Here is an 18,118-nt window from a genome sequence, read left to right as displayed (position 1 = left end):
TGTCAGCCGTTGATGGGCTGCATGGTACCCTGCGCGGCCCACGCCCCCTGTTGTTTACATGAACACCACTTCCGAAAAAACGTCCGCGCTGATTCGTCTCAGCGACTATCGCGCACCCGCCTGGCAGGTTGAAACCGTCGAACTGGAGTTCGATCTCGGCATCGACAGCACCGACGTGTCGTCGCGCCTGCTGTTGCGCCGCGATCCCGGGCAATCCACGCCGCTGCGGCTGGACGGCGAAAACCTCGAACTGCTCTCGATCGCACTGGACGAAAGGCCGTTGCCGGAATCCGCCTATCGCTATGCGGACGGCGTACTGGAAGTCGACGACGCACGCGACGGTAGCGTGCTGCAGACGCGCGTGCGGCTGAAGCCGGCGGCGAACACCACAATGGAAGGGCTGTTTTTTTCCGGCAAGCGCGACAGCGGTTTCCTGCTTACCCAGTGCGAAGCCGAAGGCTTTCGTCATATGACATTCTTCCCCGACCGACCGGACGTACAGTCGCTTTACACAGTCACGCTGCGCGCCGATAAAAAGCGCTTTCCCGTACTGCTGGCCGGCGGCAATGCCGATGGCAGCGGCGAACTCGAGGGCGGCTGGCACTGGGCGCGTTTCGTCGATCCGTACCGCAAGCCGAGCTACCTGTTCGCCCTGGTCGCGGGCAAGCTGGAAAAGATTTCGCGCGACTACGTCACCGCCGACCAGCGCGCGGTGACGCTGAACATCTGGGCCGAGGCCGATGCGATCCACCAGTGCGATTACGCGATGGATTCGCTGGAGCGCGCCATGCGCTGGGATGAGGAAACCTACGGCCGCAACTACGATCTTGGCGTGTTTCATATCGTTGCCACCCACGATTTCAATATGGGCGCGATGGAGAACAAGGGCCTCAACATCTTCAACGCGAAATACCTGCTGGCCGACCCGGACAGCTCGACAGACGATGAGTATCGGCACGTCGAGGCAGTGGTGGCGCACGAGTATTTCCACAACTGGAGCGGCAATCGTGTCACCTGCCGCGACTGGTTCCAGCTGTCGCTGAAAGAAGGCCTCACGGTATTTCGCGAGCAGAGTTTTTCTGCCGACATGAACTCCGCGCCGCTGAAGCGCATCGAGGATGTTTCCCTGCTGCGCCGCGCCCAGTTTCCCGAGGATGCCGGTCTGCTGGCGCACCCGGTACGTCCGGCGCAGTACAGCGAGATCAACAACTTCTACACCGCCACCGTCTACGAGAAGGGTTCCGAGCTGGTGCGCATGCTGTCGGCACGGCTGGGCAAGGACGGCTTCCGGCGCGGTATGGACCTCTACTTCGAGCGTAACGACGGCGCCGCGGCCACGCTGGAAGATTTTCTCGCGGCGCTCGGCGACGCGAACGGCATCGACCTGATGGCGAATCTCGCCTGGTATGCCAGGGCGGGCACGCCGCGACTCAAGGCGCACGGCCATTACGATGCCGCGCAGAAAACCTATGCTCTCACGCTATCCCAGCATGCCGCCAAAGGCGCCGATGAGAACAACGGCGAGCCGCTGCCGATTCCGGTGAAGCTCGCGCTGTTCGCCGATAGCGGCAAGATGCTGACGCTGCATCTGGACGGCCAGACGGCCAACGTCAATAGCGATGGCGATGGCTCGGCGACGGAACGCGTGGTGATTCTCGACAGGCCCAAGCAGACGTTTACCTTCAACGGCGTCGAATCGGTGCCGGTGCCGTCGCTGCTGCGCGGATTTTCCGCGCCGGTCATCCTGGAATGCGACTACACGCCGGCGCAACTGGCGCTGCTGCTCGGCCACGACGTCGATGGCTTCAATCGTTGGGAAGCCGGCCAGCAGCTCGCCGCGCGCGCCTTCGACGATCTGCGCGATGGCAATGCCGGCGATGCCGTGCAGGCGTGGTGCGATACGCTCGCGACACTTTTTGCGAGCAACGACATCGACGATGCGCTGCTCGCCGATCTGCTGACGCCGCTGGGCGAGGTTGAGCTGGCCGAGCGCGAAAGCGTGGTCGACCCGCAGCGCATCCATCAACTGCGGCAGGATCTGCAAAAGCGGCTGGCCGCACGCATCGGTGCAGACACCCTGGCGCAGCGCTACCGTGACCTGGCAGCACGTACCAGCGCACAGCTCGATCCGGCCAGCCAGGCGCAGCGCCGGCTCAAGCGCCGCGTGCTGGAGCTGCTGGAGCTAGTCGACGGTGCTACCGCGTATCCGCTGGCGCTTACCCAGTACGACAGCGCGCCGGCCATGACCGACCGACTGGCTGCGCTGAGCGTGCTGCTGCGGGGCGAACCGGCGCAGGCAGCCGACGCGCTGCAGCACTATCGCCAGCGTTACGCCGACAATGCGCTGGCCATGGACAAATGGTTTGCGGTCCAGTCCCAGTCCACCGCGGCGGATGCCCTGGTGCGCGTACGGGCGTTGGAAAACGACCCGTTGTTCACGCTGAAGAACCCCAACCGCGTGCATGCGCTGCTGGGCAGCTTCGTGCGGGGTAATCCAAGCGGTTTTCACCGCGCCGATGGCGCAGGCTATCGCCTGCTGGCCGACCGGCTGATCCAGCTCGATGCGCTTAATCCCCAGCTGGCCGCACGTATTGCCACGGCCTTCAACGGCTGGCAGCGACTGGAGCCGACGCGGCGCGAGGCTGCGCATGCGGCCATTTCAGCGCTTGCCCGCCGGGATTCCCTGTCACGCAACCTGACGGAAATCATCGATAACGTCTTCCGGCACTGATCCGTAACGGGCGGTCGCGTGTCAACGGGCGCGACCGCAATCCGTGCTCAGGGCGCGCCGTGAACTCGCCGCGCGCAAGTCGCCTTGGTCAGCAAGCCGCCTTGATTAAACGGACAGGTCGCGCAGCGCCTCGAGCAGCGCACTCATGCGCGATTCCAGCCGCGGCTGCAGCGAGCCGCGTTCGCTTTCATCGCGACCGCCCAGGCTTTCCATCGCCATTTCGAGCCGGCCCAGTTCGATCAGCAGATCGTGACGCGGATAGAGCGTTTCGAAGTTCATGTCCATCGTGAGTCCCCCTCAGTTGGTGGGAATGCCGATGCAACGGCCATGCCAATACGTGATTGCGGTCACAGTTGTGCAGGGAGCCCGATCACACAGCTGACGCTGCGCGTCAGCTGCTGTCGCGCCCCGGCGTAAACCCGCCATCCAGTCACTTCGGGTTCACGCGTTTAAGTCAAGAATCTGGGCTCGGTCTGAGATATCGCTCAGTCGACACCAACGTTTTCTTTTCTGGCGCCTGGCAATACGGTCTTCCTGGATTCCCCCTGTTCCTGAGACCGCCCGGCGCCAGATTTATTCGAACAAAGCCCCGCTGCCCATGCCGCGGGGCTTTGTTTTTGGCCGATGCCCAGGGTTTGAGCAGTGCCGTTGGCGGCACCGCAAAAGACGACGGCACCCCGAAGGGTGCCGTCTTGCTACCTTTCCCGGTACTCAATCGAGCCCCTGTCCGCTCGATCTCAGCGCGCGAATCGCGCAGCGTCTGCCCGTGAAAGTGCTACTCGCGTTTAGCAGAAAGCGTGCCACACAGCGCAACAAGAACGCGTTCCACGGGATGCCGCTAAAATAGCGCCTGTTTTGTCACCTTTTGCACCCCCGGGGCAGTCCGATGCGTCATCCCATCCACTACGACGTTATCGTGATCGGCGGTGGCCATGCCGGTACCGAGGCGGCGCTGGCCGCCGCGCGGACGGGCGCGCGCACGCTGCTGCTGAGCCACAACATCGAAACCATCGGCCAGATGAGCTGCAACCCGGCCATCGGCGGCATCGGCAAGGGCCATCTCGTCAAGGAGATCGACGCGCTCGGTGGCGCGATGGCGCATGCCGCCGACCGCGCCGGTATCCAGTGGCGCACGCTCAACGCCTCGAAGGGGCCGGCCGTGCGCGCCACGCGCTGCCAGGCCGATCGCTCGCTGTACAAGGCCGCGATCCGCCGCATCGTGGAGACCCAGCCGAATCTCGAACTGTTCCAGCAGGCGGTGGATGATCTGATCATCGAAAACGGCCGCGTCACCGGCGTGGTTACGCAGATGGGCCTGTCGTTCGGCGCCACCACCGTGGTGCTGACCGCCGGTACGTTTCTCGCGGGCAAGATTCATATCGGCCCGGCGCAGTACGCCGGCGGCCGCGCGTGCGACCCGCCGGCCAGCACGCTGGCGCAAAAGCTGCGCGAGCTGCCGGTTGCCGCCGATCGGCTGAAAACCGGCACGCCGCCGCGCATCGACATGCGCAGCATCGACTTCAGCGCGCTGGAAGAACAGCCCGGCGACGATCCGGCTCCGGTGTTCTCGTATCTGGGCTCGCGCGAAGAGCATCCGCGGCAGATCAGCTGCTGGATCACCCATACGTCCGAGCGCACGCACGAGCTGATCCGCGGCGCGCTGGACCGTTCGCCGCTGTACACCGGCCAGATTGAAGGCGTCGGCCCGCGCTACTGCCCCTCGATCGAGGACAAGGTGGTGCGCTTCGCCGACAAGTCCTCGCACCAGATCTTCATCGAGCCGGAGGGTCTGGACACCTTCGAGATCTATCCCAACGGCATTTCCACCTCGCTGCCGTACGATGTGCAGCTGGCGCTGGTGCAGTCGATCAAGGGCTTCGAAAACGCGCACATCACCCGGCCCGGCTACGCGATCGAATACGACTACTTCGACCCGCGCGGCCTTAAGCCGTGGCTGGAAACCAAGGCCATCGGCGGTCTGTATTTCGCCGGCCAGATCAACGGCACCACGGGCTATGAAGAAGCGGCGGCGCAAGGCCTGATCGCCGGCATGAACGCGGCGCTGGCCACGCAGGACAAGGCGCCGTGGTACCCGCGCCGCGACGAGGCCTACATCGGCGTGCTGATCGACGACCTCACCAGCAACGGCACCATCGAGCCGTACCGCATGTTCACCTCGCGCGCCGAATACCGGCTGCACCTGCGCGAGGACAACGCCGACCTGCGCCTCACCGAAACCGGCCACGCGCTCGGCGTGGTCCCGCAGGCGCGCTTCGATGCGATGCGCGCCAAGCGTGAAGCGGTCGATGCCGAAATTCGTCGCCTGCAAACGCTGTGGGCGACGCCGGCCAACGCGCTGGGCGCGGCCATCGAGCGCGATCTGGGCGTGGCGGTGAGCCGCGAAACCACGGCGCTCGATCTGCTGCGCCGCCCCGAACTCGATTACGCCAAGCTCGCCTCGGTCAGCGAGCTCGGCCCCGCGGTCGAGCGCGACGACGTGGCCGCGCAGGTCGAGGTGCAGGTGAAGTACGCCGGCTATCTGCAGCGCCAGCGCGAGGAGATCGAGCGCCAGCAGCGCAACGAGCACACCGTGATTCCGTCCGGCTTCGACTACGACAAGGTGCGCGGCCTGTCCGCCGAGGTGCTGCTGAAACTCAAACGCACCCTGCCAGCCACGGTCGGCCAGGCGGCGCGCGTCAGCGGCGTCACCCCTGCCGCCATTTCACTGCTGTTGGTGCACCTGAAGCGCCGCGCAGCGGCCTGAACCGTCGGTCTGCTCGGTGCCGCGCATGCATGGCATCATGTCTCGTTGATAACTGATCTATTTTTTGGGGAGGCACTGCGATGGAAGTGTGGATCGGACGCGACGGCGAGCGGCACGGGCCGTACAGCGATGGCGATATCCGCCAATGGCTGCGCAGCGGTCAGGTCAGCCGCGACGACCTCGGCTGGTACGAGGGGCTGGCCGACTGGCAGCCGCTGTCGGTGCTTTTTCCCGATGAGGTGACAAGCACCGCGCCGCCATCGTTCGCCGCACCTCCGGTTTCAAGCGTCCTGCCGTCAACCACGGCCGCGACGCTGGAAGACTATGCGGGTTTCTGGAAGCGATTTGCTGCTTGGCTGCTTGATTATTTCGTGCTGCTCATCCCAAGCGGAATCATACTCAGCTATACCAACTTGGCGGACGAAGTTCGCAAATTGCTCGCGACGGCAATGAGCGGACAAGATACCGCTGCCGCAGTTAAGGAATATGCGGCATCAGTTCATTCCGCTGAGCCTGCGCTCTTAGCAATCGTCGTCATCGGTTTTCTTTACTACGCGCTGCTTGAGGGTTCACCGTGGCAGGCTACCTTGGGCAAACTGGCTCTTGGCCTTCGCGTTACCGATCTAGAAGGTAACCGCCTAAGTATTGGTCGAAGCATGGCTCGCAATGTTGTGAGGATGTTCAATGCAATCACCGCGTTCATTCCACTGGTTTGCTACATCGCTGTCGCATGGACGTCGCGCAAACAGGGATTGCATGACCTCCTGGCCAAGGCACTCGTGCTAAACGGTCGCGCCAAAGACTTCAAACCAAAACCGGCGACTACGAGCAGCAATAATTCCATTAGCGCCTGATTCAATTGCTCTCCACGTACGGCGTCGGAAATTGGTCCGACGCCGTTTTTATTTGAGACACCGAAGCACACATCACCGAGTAGAACCGTTCGAACATTGACTGCCGACCGGCTTGGTATCATCCACAGTCCCCTCCGGCGTGGCCGGATTTTTCAGAGAACATCCCAGCCCCATGCTCAGCATCGAACAACGCATTGCCCAGGATATTGCCGCCAAGCCCGACCAGGTGCGCGCGGCAGTGGAACTGCTCGACGGCGGCGCCACCGTGCCGTTCATTTCGCGCTACCGCAAAGAGGTCACCGGCGGTCTCGACGACACGCAGCTGCGTTTGCTGGAAGAGCGGCTGCGCTATCTGCGCGAGCTGGAAGAGCGGCGCGCGTCGATCCTGGCCAACGTCGAGGAACAGGGCAAGCTCACCGATGCGTTGAAAAACGATTTGCTGGCAGCCGACAGCAAGGCGCGGCTGGAAGATCTCTACCTGCCGTACAAGCCCAAGCGCCGCACCAAGGCGCAGATCGCCCGCGAAGCCGGCCTCGAACCGCTGGCCACAGGCTTGCGCGAAGATCCGACGCAGACCCCGGAAACCTTTGCCGAAGCCTTTGTCGACGCCGAGAAGGGAGTGCCCGACGTGCGCGCCGCGCTCGACGGCGCCCGTGCGATTTTGATGGAGTCGATCGCCGAGGACGCCTACCTGGTCGGCGAGCTGCGCGACTGGCTGTGGGCCAAGGGCCAGATCCGCGCCAAGGTCGTTGCCGGCAAGGAAAACGAGGGCGCGAAATTCCGCGACTACTTCGACCACGTCGAGCCGATCGGCAAGATTCCCTCGCATCGACTGCTGGCACTGATGCGCGCCCGCAACGAGGGCGTGATCGAACTCGAGCTGAGCCCCGACGTCGACAGCGAGCAAGGCCACGCCGAAGGCGAGGGCCGCGTGGCCGCGCGCGCCGATATCCACAACCGCGGCCGCGCCGCCGACGCGTGGCTGCGCGAAACCGTGCGGCTGACCTGGCGGGTAAAGCTGCATCTGCATCTGACGCTGGACCTGTTCGGCCGCGTGCGCGAAGGCGCCGAGGACGAGGCGATCCGCGTGTTCGGCGACAATCTCAAGGACCTGATGCTGGCCGCGCCGGCCGGCGCCCGCACGGTAATGGGGCTGGATCCCGGCATCCGCACCGGCGTCAAGGTGGCCGTGGTCGATGCCACCGGCAAGCTGCTCGCGACCGACGTGATCTATCCGCACGAGCCGCGCAGGCAGTGGAACGAATCGATCGCGCAGCTGGCCAAACTGTGCAAGCAGCACAGCGTCGATCTGATCGCCATCGGCAACGGCACCGCCTCGCGCGAAACCGACAAGCTGGCCGGCGAGCTGATCAAGAAGCAGGCCGATCTCAACATGGCCAAGATCGTTGTGAGCGAAGCCGGTGCGTCGGTGTATTCGGCGTCGGAAATTGCCGCCAAGGAATTCCCGGAACTCGACGTGACCCTGCGCGGCGCCGTATCCATCGCTCGCCGCCTGCAGGACCCGCTTGCCGAACTGGTGAAGATCGAGCCGAAGGCGATCGGCGTGGGCCAGTATCAGCACGACGTCAACCAGATCAAGCTGGCGCGCGCGCTGGAAACCCGTGTCGAGGACTGCGTCAACGCGGTCGGCGTCGATGTGAATACGGCGTCCGCGGCGCTGCTTTCGCGTGTGGCCGGCCTTTCCGCCGCGGTGGCGGAAAACGTGGTGAAACACCGCGATGCCAACGGCCCGTTCCCCAACCGCAAGGCGCTGCTGAAAGTGCCGCGGCTCGGTGACAAGGCGTTCGAGCAGTGCGCCGGATTCTTGCGCGTCACCCACGGCGACAATCCACTCGACGCCAGCGCCGTGCATCCGGAAGCGTATCCGGTGGTCGAGCGCATCATCGCCCAGTGCGGCCGCGAAGTGAAAAGCGTGATCGGCGACAGCGCGTTTCTACGCAGCCTCAAACCCGAGCAGTTCACCGACGAGCGCTTTGGTGTACCGACCGTGCGCGACATTCTGAAAGAGCTGGAAAAGCCAGGCCGCGATCCGCGTCCCGAATTCGTCGCGCCGAGCTTTGCCGACGGCGTCGAGGACGTGAAGGATCTCAAGCCCGGCATGATTCTCGAAGGCCGGGTCACCAACGTGGCCGCGTTCGGCGCCTTCGTCGACATCGGCGTGCATCAGGACGGGCTGGTGCACGTCTCGGCGCTGTCGCACACCTTCGTCAAGGACCCGCGTGACGCGGTCAAGGCCGGCGACATCGTCAAGGTCAAGGTGATGGAGGTCGACCTGCCGCGTCAGCGTATCGGCCTGTCGATGCGGCTGGACGACGAGCCCGGGCAGAGCCGCGTACGTCCCGGTGCTGGCAACGACGTACGCGCGCCGCGGGATTCGAAGAACGGCGATACCCGCCCCGCATCGCGCGGCGGCATGCCTGCGAAGCCTGCGGCGCCACCGGCCAGTGGCGCGTTTGCCGATGCGTTCGCCAGGGCCCGCAAAAACTAGCGGAGCGCAGGTTTTTCATGTTGCACCTGCGCATGCGTATGGAGAATGTTTCCGATATTGTTGCGCCCTCGTTAAGGCCCTGCTCCGGGCCGCGTATTGAGGGGACTCAACCATGCTTCGCACCCGTTATCTGGTTACGGCCCTCGCGGCCGCCATGCTGTTTGCCGCCAACGCGCAGGCGGCCAATCAACCGCCGGTCGACAACATCGTGGTGTTCGGCGACAGCCTGAGCGACGCCGGCCAGTTCTTTTCGACCTCGCTCAACGCGTATTCGAAATTCACCACAAACCCCGGCGACGTGGCCGTCCAGTACATCGCCGCCGGCTACGGTTTCAACCTGCAGCCCTCGCGCCTGGGCGGCAGCGATTACGCCTATGGCGGCGCCGGCGTGGTCACCGACGATAACGGCCCGGATCCGGCCATCCCGACGCTGACCCAGCAGGTCAACGGCTATCTGGCCAACGGCGCCAAGGCCGACCCGCGCAGCCTTTATATGGTCTGGGGTGGCGCCAACGATATTTTCTATCATGCGACGCAGTACGGTGTCGGCACCTTTTTCCCGGGAGCCGGTGAAACGGCCGACCAGGCCACCGCCAATATCAACGCCGCTGCCACGCAAGAGCTGGCGCTGATCACCCAGCTGAAGCAGGCGGGCGCCAACTACGTGGTGGTTTTCAATCTGCCGGACATCGGCAAGACGCCGTCCGCCGCCACCGACGCGGCGCTGGTGCCGGGCATCCAGACCTTTCTCAGCAACGTCTCGGCGTCGTACAACCAGACGCTCAACGCGGGGCTGGCCGCCACCGGCGCAAACATTCTCGCGGTCAACACCTACGCGTTGTTCAACGAGGTGCTGGCCAATCCGGCCGCCTTCGGTTTCGTCAACACAACGGTACAGGCGTGCACCACAACGAGCTCGCACGATTGCAACGCCAGCACCCTGGTGACGCCGACCGCGGCGCAGAACTATCTGTTCGCCGACGGTGTGCACCCGACCACCGCCGCGCATGAAATCTTCGGCCAGTACGTGCTGTCCGAGCTGCGCGCACCGGGCCAGATTTCGCTGCTCGGCGAGGCGCCACTGACCGTCAGCACGGCGCAGACCAAGGCCGTGCGCACACAGATGCAGTCCGATGACACCGGCGCCGACAGCCGCGTGTTCGCCACGGTCAACTTCGGCCAGCAGCGTTTCGACGGCACCTACAATTCGCCGCAATCGGCAAGCGACAACACCAACCTGACGGTCGGCGCGGATCTGCGCCACAACGACAACCTGTCGATGGGCGTGGCGCTTGGCTTGAGCCGCACGACCGCGAACTTCGACGGGGGTGGCCATTTCGATCTCAACGACACCTCGGCATTGGCCTACGCCACGTATCACGTCGGCGGGGGCTACTTCGGTGGCTACGGCGAAGCGGGCAATTCGAATTTCACCGACGTCAAACGCTATATCGAGCTCGGCCCGCTCAACCGTACCGAAACCGGCGCACCCAACGGCTCGCATCTGGGCGCAGGCATTACCGGTGGCTGGTGGTTTGGCGAGGGCACGCTGAAGAACGGCCCGTTTGCCAATCTCGAATATCAAAGCATTCGCATTGACAGTTACCACGAGGCCGGCAACGACAGCACGGCGATGTGGTTCGGCAGCCAGCACCGAAAGGCGCTGATCAGCACGCTGGGCTGGCGCCTGCAGGGGCAGTGGCAGACTGCCACCACCACCTTCATCCCGTATGCCGAGGTGGCCTATAACCGCGACAGCAAAGCCGATCCGCGCGACGTCACCACCGGGCTCAACTCGATGAACGGCGAGTTTTCAATCGCCGGCTATATCCCCGACAAGACCTGGGGCAGTGCCGATCTGGGGTTGACCGCGCAGTTTAGTGACAAGCTCAGCGGCACGGCGTCATACAACGCGCATTTCAGCGACAGCGCGCAGAAATACAATGCTTTCAATCTGGGACTGCGCTACAAGTTCTGACCCCGGACCCGGATTCGTCGGGCAATAAAAAGGGCCGCCCTGCAGGGCGGCCCTTCTATTACCATGGATGGCCAGACGTCCGAACGATTCAGACGTCGGCGAAGCAAACCGGCGTCTACTTGTCCTTGCTGCCCGTCGCCAGCGTCAGGATATCGGTTGCCTGCTTGTGCAGGCTCGATGCGGCCGAGTCATCGAGCGGCTGAACGTTGCCGCTGACCTCGTGCTGCTTGAGCACCAGATTGCCGCTGTCGTCCCAGCCGGCGCGATCGATGGCCGTCGGCTTGGCAGCCTGATTCGGCTTGGTCTGCTGCACGACCACCCACGGCTTGCCGTTCTTGTAGGCGTAGTCGGTGCTGGTGAAACCCTTGGCGCCGTAATCGACCAGCTCGCGGATGAACTTCAGATCGTTGTCCTGGCGAAACACCTGCCAGCTGCGCGACACGTCCTTGTCCAGCTTGGTACCGCTCTTCACCTTCATCGCGCCGAGCTGCTTCTGCACGTCGGTAAACGCGGCCAGCACTTTCTCACCGGCGGTAGGCTCGGCGGACAGCTCGATCGCGACGCCGTCGTTCTTGTTGCCGTTGGTGAGCACCAGCGCCTGAATCTTCATGACGTAGTGGCGATCACCGTCATTGAGCTCGGCCTGCACGACATAGATATCGTTCGGCTTGACCTTCGTCGGATCGAAGTTGAGCGTGAACGGAAGTGGAAACTGCGTCGCCGGCGTGATCAGCTTGAAAGCCAGCGGCGGCGCGCTGGCGTCGGCGGTGGACGATACGTCGACGACCTTGATGCTCAGCGACGCCTTGGGCGAGAGCGGTTGGGCCGGCGCACGCAGGCTGACTGTACCGCTCACCTCGTTGGCTACCTTGGCGGCGCCGGCCGTACTCGCAGAGGCCGGAGCACCGTCGGACGACGACGACGAGGAATTGCAGCCGGCCAGCGCCAGCGCGACAAACGGAATAAGCGACAAAGCCATCTTGCGCATGGGAAAACCTCATCAACAGGAAAACGGGCGCGAATAGAGCGTCAGACGCCGTGCGCCATCGGTTTTTCGCGGGGGAAGCTCCGAGCATAGCCGAAAAACTCGGCCAACTAAAAATCGATTCTGCGCGCCATGCATCCATTCGCCAGCGTATGCGGATGCTCGCGCGTCCTGCCTACACCGTGTTTCAACGCGTTGCCAGACCTTGCCGCAGCCGCCGCGAAGAAACCATCAACGGCGGTGCAGCGCGCGGTAGGCGATGTCACGTCGGCAAAAGGCGCCGTCGTAGCGGATCGTGTCGATCGCCGCATAGGCCCGCTCGCGGGCATCGGCAATGTCACCGCCCAGCGCGCAGACGGTCAGCACGCGACCGCCAGACGTCACCACACGACCGTCGGCATTCAACGTTGTACCGGCGTGGAAAATCTTGACGTCAGCCTTGGCCGGCGCCTCCAGGCCCGCGATCAGGTCTCCGCTGCGCACTCGGCCGGGGTAGCCGCCCGCCGCCATCACCACACCGATGGCGGGACGAATGTCCCAGCGCGCCTGCGTGTTTTCCAGCCTCCCGTCCAGCGCCGCGTCGATCAGATCGACCAGATCAGACTTCAGCCGCAGCATGATCGGCTGGGTTTCCGGGTCGCCAAAGCGCACGTTGAACTCGATCACCTTCGGCGTGCCGTTCTTGTCGATCATCAGTCCGGCATAGAGAAAGCCGATGAACGGCGCACCTTCACTGGCCATGCCGTGCAGGGTCGGCTCGATCACTTCCTTCAGAATGCGCTGCTCGATCTGGGGCGTGACCACCGGTGCCGGCGAATACGCGCCCATGCCGCCGGTGTTCGGGCCGAGGTCGTTGTCGTCGCGACGCTTGTGGTCCTGGCTGCTGGCCATCGGCAGCGCGTGGCTGCCGTCGCTCATCACGATATAGCTGGCTTCCTCGCCTTCGAGAAACTCCTCGATCACGACGCGCGCCGAGGCCTCGCCGAAGCTGTGCGCGCCGAGCATGTCGTGCAGCGCCAGCTCGGCGTCGGCCAGGGTCAGCGCCACCACCACGCCCTTCCCGGCAGCCAGCCCGTCGGCCTTGATCACGATCGGCGCGCCGTGCTCGCGCACGTAAGCGAGCGCGCGGTTCACATCGGTGAACACGGCGTAGCGCGAGGTCGGGATGTTGTGGCGGAGCAGGAAATCCTTGGCGAAGGCCTTGGAGCCTTCCAGCTGCGCGGCGATTGCGCGTGGCCCGAAGATGCGCAGGCCGGCGTCGCGAAAGCGGTCGACCACGCCGGCGACCAGCGGCACTTCCGGTCCGACCACCGTCAAACCAACCTTTTCGCGCTTCGCCAGCGCCAGCAGGCCGTCGATATCGCCGGCCGCCACGTCGACGTTGCGTACGCCGTGCTCGTGCGCGGTACCGGCATTGCCCGGCGCCACGATCACCTCGGTGACGCGGGGCGACTGTTTGAGCTTCCACGCCAGCGCATGTTCGCGACCGCCGTTGCCGATAACAAGAACTTTCATGCCTGATTCCGATACGCGAGTGAATGGCCGGCCACGGCCGAGCGCGCATTGTAGGGCACGCTGTTGCAGGGAGATAAAGGGACGCCGGCTGTTGCGAGCAGGCGGGCGTTCAAGCCCGCCCGCTCGCCGGTTGTCAGTCGCGCAGCAGCAGCTCCAGCAAGGCTGCCCGGGGCAGCTTGCCGGTTTCGTTGCGCGGCAATGCCGCGACCAGCCGCAGCGGTCGTGGCAGAAACACGGGGTCGATCGCGTGGCGCAGGGCGTCGAGAATCCGGTGCTCGTCCAGACCCGGCGCCACCGCCAGGGCGGCAATACGATGCACGCCCAAGGTGTCGCCATCGGCAAGCTGGATGACCACACCATCCAGCACACCGGGAATCGCCAGCAGCCGGCGCGTGAGGTCAGCCAGCGAGGCGCGCTTGCCGGCAATCTCCAGCATGTCGGCGTGGCGTCCGCGCAGGCGGAAGCGTCTGCCGTTGTCGGACAGGCTCACGATATCGGCCAGCGCGATGGGTGCACTCAGCTGCGGCGCATCCACCGTCGTACCGTCGGGTTGCGGATGCAGGGTGACACCGTCGTAGAGCAGCCAGTCTTCGTCCACCGTGGGGCGACGGCTGGCAAACACGCAGGTTTCGGTGGAGCCGAACATTTCCTGCAACGGCGCGCAAAAGCGCCGCTCGGCCGCGCGCGCCAGCTCCAGCGGCATCGGCGCGGTGGCCGAAACGATCGCCGCGATCGGCGGCAGCGCGATGTCCGAATCGACCAGCGCGCGCAGGTGCACCGGCGTGGTCACCAGCACGCGTGACGCCGGCACCTCAGCCAGGGCTGCTGCCACGTCCGCAGGGAAAAACGGTCGTCCCGCATGTACGCCCGCGCCGCCGAGCAGCGGCATCACCACCGACAGCTCCATGCCGTACATGTGCTGCGGCGGCACCGTCGCCACCACCCCGAAACGCTCGCCCACAACACCCTGCAACATCGCCAGGTTGCCCGCGTTGCTGGCACGAAAGCTGGCCCAGGTCTTTTTGTTGGCGCTGGGCAGGCCGGTAGAGCCGGACGTATAACCAATGGCCACGACGTGATCCGCCGCAACCATGGGCCAGAGCCCCTCTGCGTCGAATGCAAGCGCATCCAGTGCTGGCAGCCGCTGATAGCGCGGCGGCGCAAGCGCGAGATCCATGTCGCCCACGGCGTAGCAGCCGGGATAGGCCTGCATCACCTCGTCCACCGCCTGCGGCGCGCGCGACGATGGCAGCAGATTTGTCTGGCCGCGGGTCACGACGGCGCAAAAGGCCACCAGAAACGCGTAGCGGTCCTCGCACAAATTGACCGCCGCCGAACCCGACGGCAGTAACGCCGCCACCGCGCGCACGTGCGCCAGAAAGCGCGTCGCATTGATCAGTTGGCCGTTGCGCCAGGCCACCACACGGGACGGGTCGGCGGGACGCAGCAGAGGCAACAGCTCGGGCGCTTCGCGCTGGCAGATGTCGTGAGCAGTAGACAAGCGACGGTCTCTCCGGTGGTCAACAGGCTGCGGCCATACCAAGCGTTGCGCGAGCCAAAATGGCACCCGCGGCCACACGCCAAAGTGAAGCGAGTCGATCAGCGCAGGACGCAAGTCCGGGACTCAGTGCACCCCTGTCGTGCTGCGGCGCCGCCTCGATCAGCTGCGCACGATAGTGCCCGAAAGTGCGTCGCGGATCACCGTGGGGCTCGCCTGCCCACCCAGCGCCGCGTCCAGAAGACCGTCCAGCAACTCGCCGAAAAAAGCGTCCACGGCCTGGGCCGAGCGCGCCGGCGCCTGGCCGTGCGGATTGGCGCTGGTCGACACCAGCGCACCGCCAAAGGCGCGACACAGGGCGGCTGCCGGCGGATGGGCGGTGACGCGCAGCGCAATGCCGCTGTGCGAGCCGGCAATCCAGCTCGGCACGTCGGCGGAGCGAGGAAATATCCAGGTATTCGGGCCAGGCCAGCTCGCCTTTACCTGTTGCAGGATTTCGACCGGCACGGCGTTCAGAGCGATGTAGCGCTCGACCTGCGTGAAGTCGGCGGCGATCAGCAGCACGCCTTGCGTGGCCGGCCGCTGTTTGAGGGCGAACAGCTGCTCGAAGGCCGCGGCATTGTGCGGATCGCAGCCGAGGCCGAAAACCGCCTCGGTGGGATACGCCAGCACGCCGCCGCTGTGCATGAGCTCGGCGGCGGCGTCGATGTCGGCAAGGGTAAATCGGCGCACCACTCAGGCCTCGAGAAATTTTTCGATCGGTTTTTTCACAGCCGTCTTTTTGACGGTCGATTTCTTGGCCGTCGATTTCTTGGTCGCGGCCTTTTTCGTTGCCGACTTTTTGGCAGCCGTCTTTTTTGCCGGTGCCTTCTTGGTGGCCGCCTTTTTGACCGCAGGTGTCTTGGTGGCCGCCGCTTTCTTGGCCGCCGTTTTCTTGCCGGCAGTCTTCTTGCCGAAGCGACCCTTCCGCTCGGGCGCGGCAGCGAGCAGTTCGACGCACTGCACTTCGGTCAGCTCTTTCGGCTCCTGCTCTTTCGGGATGCGCGCGTTCTTTTCGCCGTCGGTGATGTAGGCACCGTAGCGGCCGTTGAGCACCTGCACGCCGTTGCCAAAGTCAAGAATCAGTCGGTTGGCCAGCATTTCCAGCCGCTCCTGCACGATCTGCAGGGCGCGCGGCAGTTCGATGGTGTACGGGTCGTCTTCGGGCTTGAGCGAGGCATAGGTATCGCCCTGCTTCACGAACGGGCCGAAACGGCCGATCGCCACGCTGACCTCGTCGCCATTCTCCGCCTGGCCGAGCTTGCGCGGCAGCTTGAACAGCTCCAGCGCATCGGCCAGCGAGATGGTGTGCATGCTCTGGCCGGTGCGCAGGCTGGCGAAGGTCGGCTTATCCTCGTCCTCCTTGGTGCCGATCTGCGCGAACGGCCCGTAGCGACCCAGTCGCACGGACACGGGCTTGCCGCTCTTCGGATCGGTGCCGAGTTCGCGCGCGCCGGTGGCCTCGTTGCGATCGACAGACTCGGTTTTCTCGTCCACCTGCTGCTTGAACGGCAGCCAGAAGCGCTCCATGAGCGGCACCCAGGCCTCCTCGCCGCGGCTTACCGCGTCGAGCTCATCCTCAAGCTTGGCCGTGAAGTCGTAATCGACGTAGCGGGTGAAATGCGAGGTGAGGAAATTGCTGACCGCGCGGCCGACGTCGCTGGGCTTGAAGCGGCGGCTGTCGAGGTACACGTACTCGCGATTCTGCAGCACCTGAATGATGCTGGCGTAGGTCGACGGCCGGCCGATGCCGTGCTCTTCCAGCGCCTTGACCAGGCTGGCCTCGGAATAGCGCGGCGGTGGCTCGGTGAAATGCTGGTCGGCGGCGATGTCGTGCAGCGGCACCTGCTCGCCGGTTTCCATACGCGGCAGGCGACGGCCTTCATCGTCATCGTCGGCGGTCTTCTGATCACGACCTTCCTCGTACACGGCCAGAAAGCCCGGATCGATCACCGTGGTGCCGCTGGCGCGGAACGACGCTTCGCCGCCGGGCACGTCGCGCAGGGCGAATTCCACCGAGACGGTGTTGAGGGTGGCGTGGATCATCTGGCAGGCGACGGTGCGCTTCCAGATCAGCTCGTACAGCTTGCGCTGGTCGTCGTTGAGGAAGGCGGCGACGTCGCGCGGCGTGTACATCGCCGACGTCGGCCGGATCGCCTCATGGGCTTCCTGCGCGTTCTTCGACTTGGTCTTGTAGACCTGTGGCGCGTCGGGCAGCGCCTTGGCGCCGAAATCGCGCGTGATCAGCTGGCGCAGCTCGGCCAGCGCGTCATCGCCCAGCATGGTGGAGTCGGTACGCATATAGGTGATCAGGCCGACGTTGCCTTCGGCACCGAGCGCCACGCCTTCGTACAGGCCCTGCGCGATCTTCATCGTACGGCTGGTGGTGAAGCCCAGCTTGCGCGCAGCCTCCTGCTGCAGCGTGGACGTGGTGAACGGCGCGGCCGGGCGGCGCTTGCGCTCTTTCGAGCTGACGTCGCTGACGGTAAGCCTGCCGCGTGCGGCCTGCTTCAGCGCATCGCGGGCCGCAAACGTCTCGGCTTCGTTGGTGAGGTCGAACTGTTCGAATTTCTTCCCGTTGAGCTTGCTCAATCGCGCGGTGAAATCGCCGTCGGCGTGCTTGAGCTGGGCTTCGATGGTCCAGTATTCGCGGGCGTTGAAAGCTTCGATCTCTTCCTCACGCTCGACGATCATGCGCAGCGCGGGCGACTGCACGCGACCGGCCGACAGCCCGCGCTGCACCTTGCGCCAGAGCACCGGTGACAGATTGAAGCCAACCAGGTAATCCAGCGCGCGGCGCGCCTGCTGCGCGTCGACCAGATCGTGCGAAAGCTGGCGCGGGTTGGCCACGGCGGCCTTGATCGCCTTGGGCGTGATCTCGGAAAACACCACGCGATGCATGCGCTTGCCTTCGACCAGGCCGCGCTCTTTGAGAATCTCGCTGATATGCCAGGAGATCGCCTCGCCTTCGCGATCCAAGTCGGTCGCGAGATAAATGTCGTCGGCCGCCTTGGCCGCCTTGGCGATTGCATCGACGTGTTTCTCGTTGCGCTCGATCACCTCATAGGCCATGGCAAAGCCATGCTCGGGATCGACCGCGCCCTCTTTCGGGCGCAGATCGCGCACGTGGCCGTACGAGGCCAGCACGTGGAAGTCCTTGCCAAGGTACTTGTTGATCGTCTTGGCCTTGGCCGGCGATTCGACGATGAGCAGATTTTTTGCCATGAAGCTTGAGTTTCCACGAA

General features: G+C 64.6%; 11 protein-coding genes. 5 read left to right on the top strand and 6 right to left on the bottom strand.

From position 1 onward, the window contains the following. Positions 1-58: 58 nt before the first annotated feature. Complete coding sequence (pepN, locus tag ACDK93_RS01895) at positions 59-2,731, top strand: aminopeptidase N (protein WP_458070899.1); 2,673 nt, start codon at positions 59-61, stop codon at positions 2,729-2,731. A 105-nt stretch (positions 2,732-2,836) separates the two neighbouring features. Here pepN and ACDK93_RS01890 read toward each other — a convergent pair whose 3' ends face one another. Further along, complete coding sequence (locus ACDK93_RS01890) at positions 2,837-3,010, bottom strand: hypothetical protein (RefSeq protein WP_458070898.1); 174 nt, start codon at positions 3,008-3,010, stop codon at positions 2,837-2,839. A gap of 607 nt (positions 3,011-3,617) precedes the next feature. On the opposite strand from ACDK93_RS01890, the gene mnmG reads away from it, so the two are divergent. From mnmG to ACDK93_RS01870, 4 genes are all read left to right on the top strand, one after another. Further along, positions 3,618-5,495, top strand: coding sequence for a tRNA uridine-5-carboxymethylaminomethyl(34) synthesis enzyme MnmG (mnmG, locus tag ACDK93_RS01885; protein ID WP_458070897.1), 1,878 nt, complete (start codon positions 3,618-3,620; stop codon positions 5,493-5,495). Positions 5,496-5,575: 80 nt separating this feature from the next. After that, positions 5,576-6,349 carry an RDD family protein gene (locus ACDK93_RS01880; RefSeq protein ID WP_458070896.1) on the top strand — a complete coding sequence of 258 codons (774 nt, stop codon included), beginning with the start codon at positions 5,576-5,578 and terminating at the stop codon, positions 6,347-6,349. A gap of 172 nt (positions 6,350-6,521) precedes the next feature. Then, entirely contained in the window at positions 6,522-8,858 is a 2,337-nt protein-coding gene (locus ACDK93_RS01875; protein ID WP_458070895.1) for a Tex family protein, read from the top strand. 112 nt (positions 8,859-8,970) lie between these two features. Next, the gene (locus ACDK93_RS01870) at positions 8,971-10,836 is read left to right on the top strand and encodes an autotransporter domain-containing protein (protein ID WP_458070894.1); all 1,866 of its coding nucleotides are present in this window, start codon (positions 8,971-8,973) and stop codon (positions 10,834-10,836) included. A gap of 115 nt (positions 10,837-10,951) precedes the next feature. Here ACDK93_RS01870 and ACDK93_RS01865 read toward each other — a convergent pair whose 3' ends face one another. From ACDK93_RS01865 to ACDK93_RS01845, 5 genes are all read right to left on the bottom strand, one after another. Further along, positions 10,952-11,824, bottom strand: coding sequence for a DUF1481 domain-containing protein (locus ACDK93_RS01865; protein WP_458070893.1), 873 nt, complete (start codon positions 11,822-11,824; stop codon positions 10,952-10,954). Between the two features lie 228 nt (positions 11,825-12,052). After that, complete coding sequence (purD, locus tag ACDK93_RS01860) at positions 12,053-13,336, bottom strand: phosphoribosylamine--glycine ligase (RefSeq protein WP_458070892.1); 1,284 nt, start codon at positions 13,334-13,336, stop codon at positions 12,053-12,055. 133 nt (positions 13,337-13,469) lie between these two features. Beyond that, positions 13,470-14,837, bottom strand: coding sequence for an AMP-binding protein (locus ACDK93_RS01855; RefSeq protein ID WP_458070891.1), 1,368 nt, complete (start codon positions 14,835-14,837; stop codon positions 13,470-13,472). 159 nt (positions 14,838-14,996) lie between these two features. Then, the gene (locus ACDK93_RS01850) at positions 14,997-15,569 is read right to left on the bottom strand and encodes an L-threonylcarbamoyladenylate synthase (RefSeq protein WP_458070890.1); all 573 of its coding nucleotides are present in this window, start codon (positions 15,567-15,569) and stop codon (positions 14,997-14,999) included. After that, positions 15,570-18,098, bottom strand: coding sequence for a DNA topoisomerase I (locus ACDK93_RS01845; RefSeq protein ID WP_458070889.1), 2,529 nt, complete (start codon positions 18,096-18,098; stop codon positions 15,570-15,572). It lies immediately after the preceding gene. Positions 18,099-18,118: the final 20 nt, after the last annotated feature.

It is taken from the genome of Rhodanobacter sp. BL-MT-08 (genome assembly GCF_054161255.1).
The sequence above is the reverse complement of the archived record's forward strand: the minus strand, read 5'-3'. Positions and strand labels throughout refer to the sequence as shown.

What these genes read in the sequence shown, in the direction of transcription:
- pepN (WP_458070899.1), top strand. Translation starts at nt 59, where the DNA reads ATGAACACCACTTCCGAAAAAACGTCCGCGCTGATTCGTCTCAGCGAC.
- ACDK93_RS01890 (WP_458070898.1), bottom strand. Translation starts at nt 3,010, where the DNA reads ATGAACTTCGAAACGCTCTATCCGCGTCACGATCTGCTGATCGAACTG.
- mnmG (WP_458070897.1), top strand. Translation starts at nt 3,618, where the DNA reads ATGCGTCATCCCATCCACTACGACGTTATCGTGATCGGCGGTGGCCAT.
- ACDK93_RS01880 (WP_458070896.1), top strand. Translation starts at nt 5,576, where the DNA reads ATGGAAGTGTGGATCGGACGCGACGGCGAGCGGCACGGGCCGTACAGC.
- ACDK93_RS01875 (WP_458070895.1), top strand. Translation starts at nt 6,522, where the DNA reads ATGCTCAGCATCGAACAACGCATTGCCCAGGATATTGCCGCCAAGCCC.
- ACDK93_RS01870 (WP_458070894.1), top strand. Translation starts at nt 8,971, where the DNA reads ATGCTTCGCACCCGTTATCTGGTTACGGCCCTCGCGGCCGCCATGCTG.
- ACDK93_RS01865 (WP_458070893.1), bottom strand. Translation starts at nt 11,824, where the DNA reads ATGCGCAAGATGGCTTTGTCGCTTATTCCGTTTGTCGCGCTGGCGCTG.
- purD (WP_458070892.1), bottom strand. Translation starts at nt 13,336, where the DNA reads ATGAAAGTTCTTGTTATCGGCAACGGCGGTCGCGAACATGCGCTGGCG.
- ACDK93_RS01845 (WP_458070889.1), bottom strand. Translation starts at nt 18,098, where the DNA reads ATGGCAAAAAATCTGCTCATCGTCGAATCGCCGGCCAAGGCCAAGACG.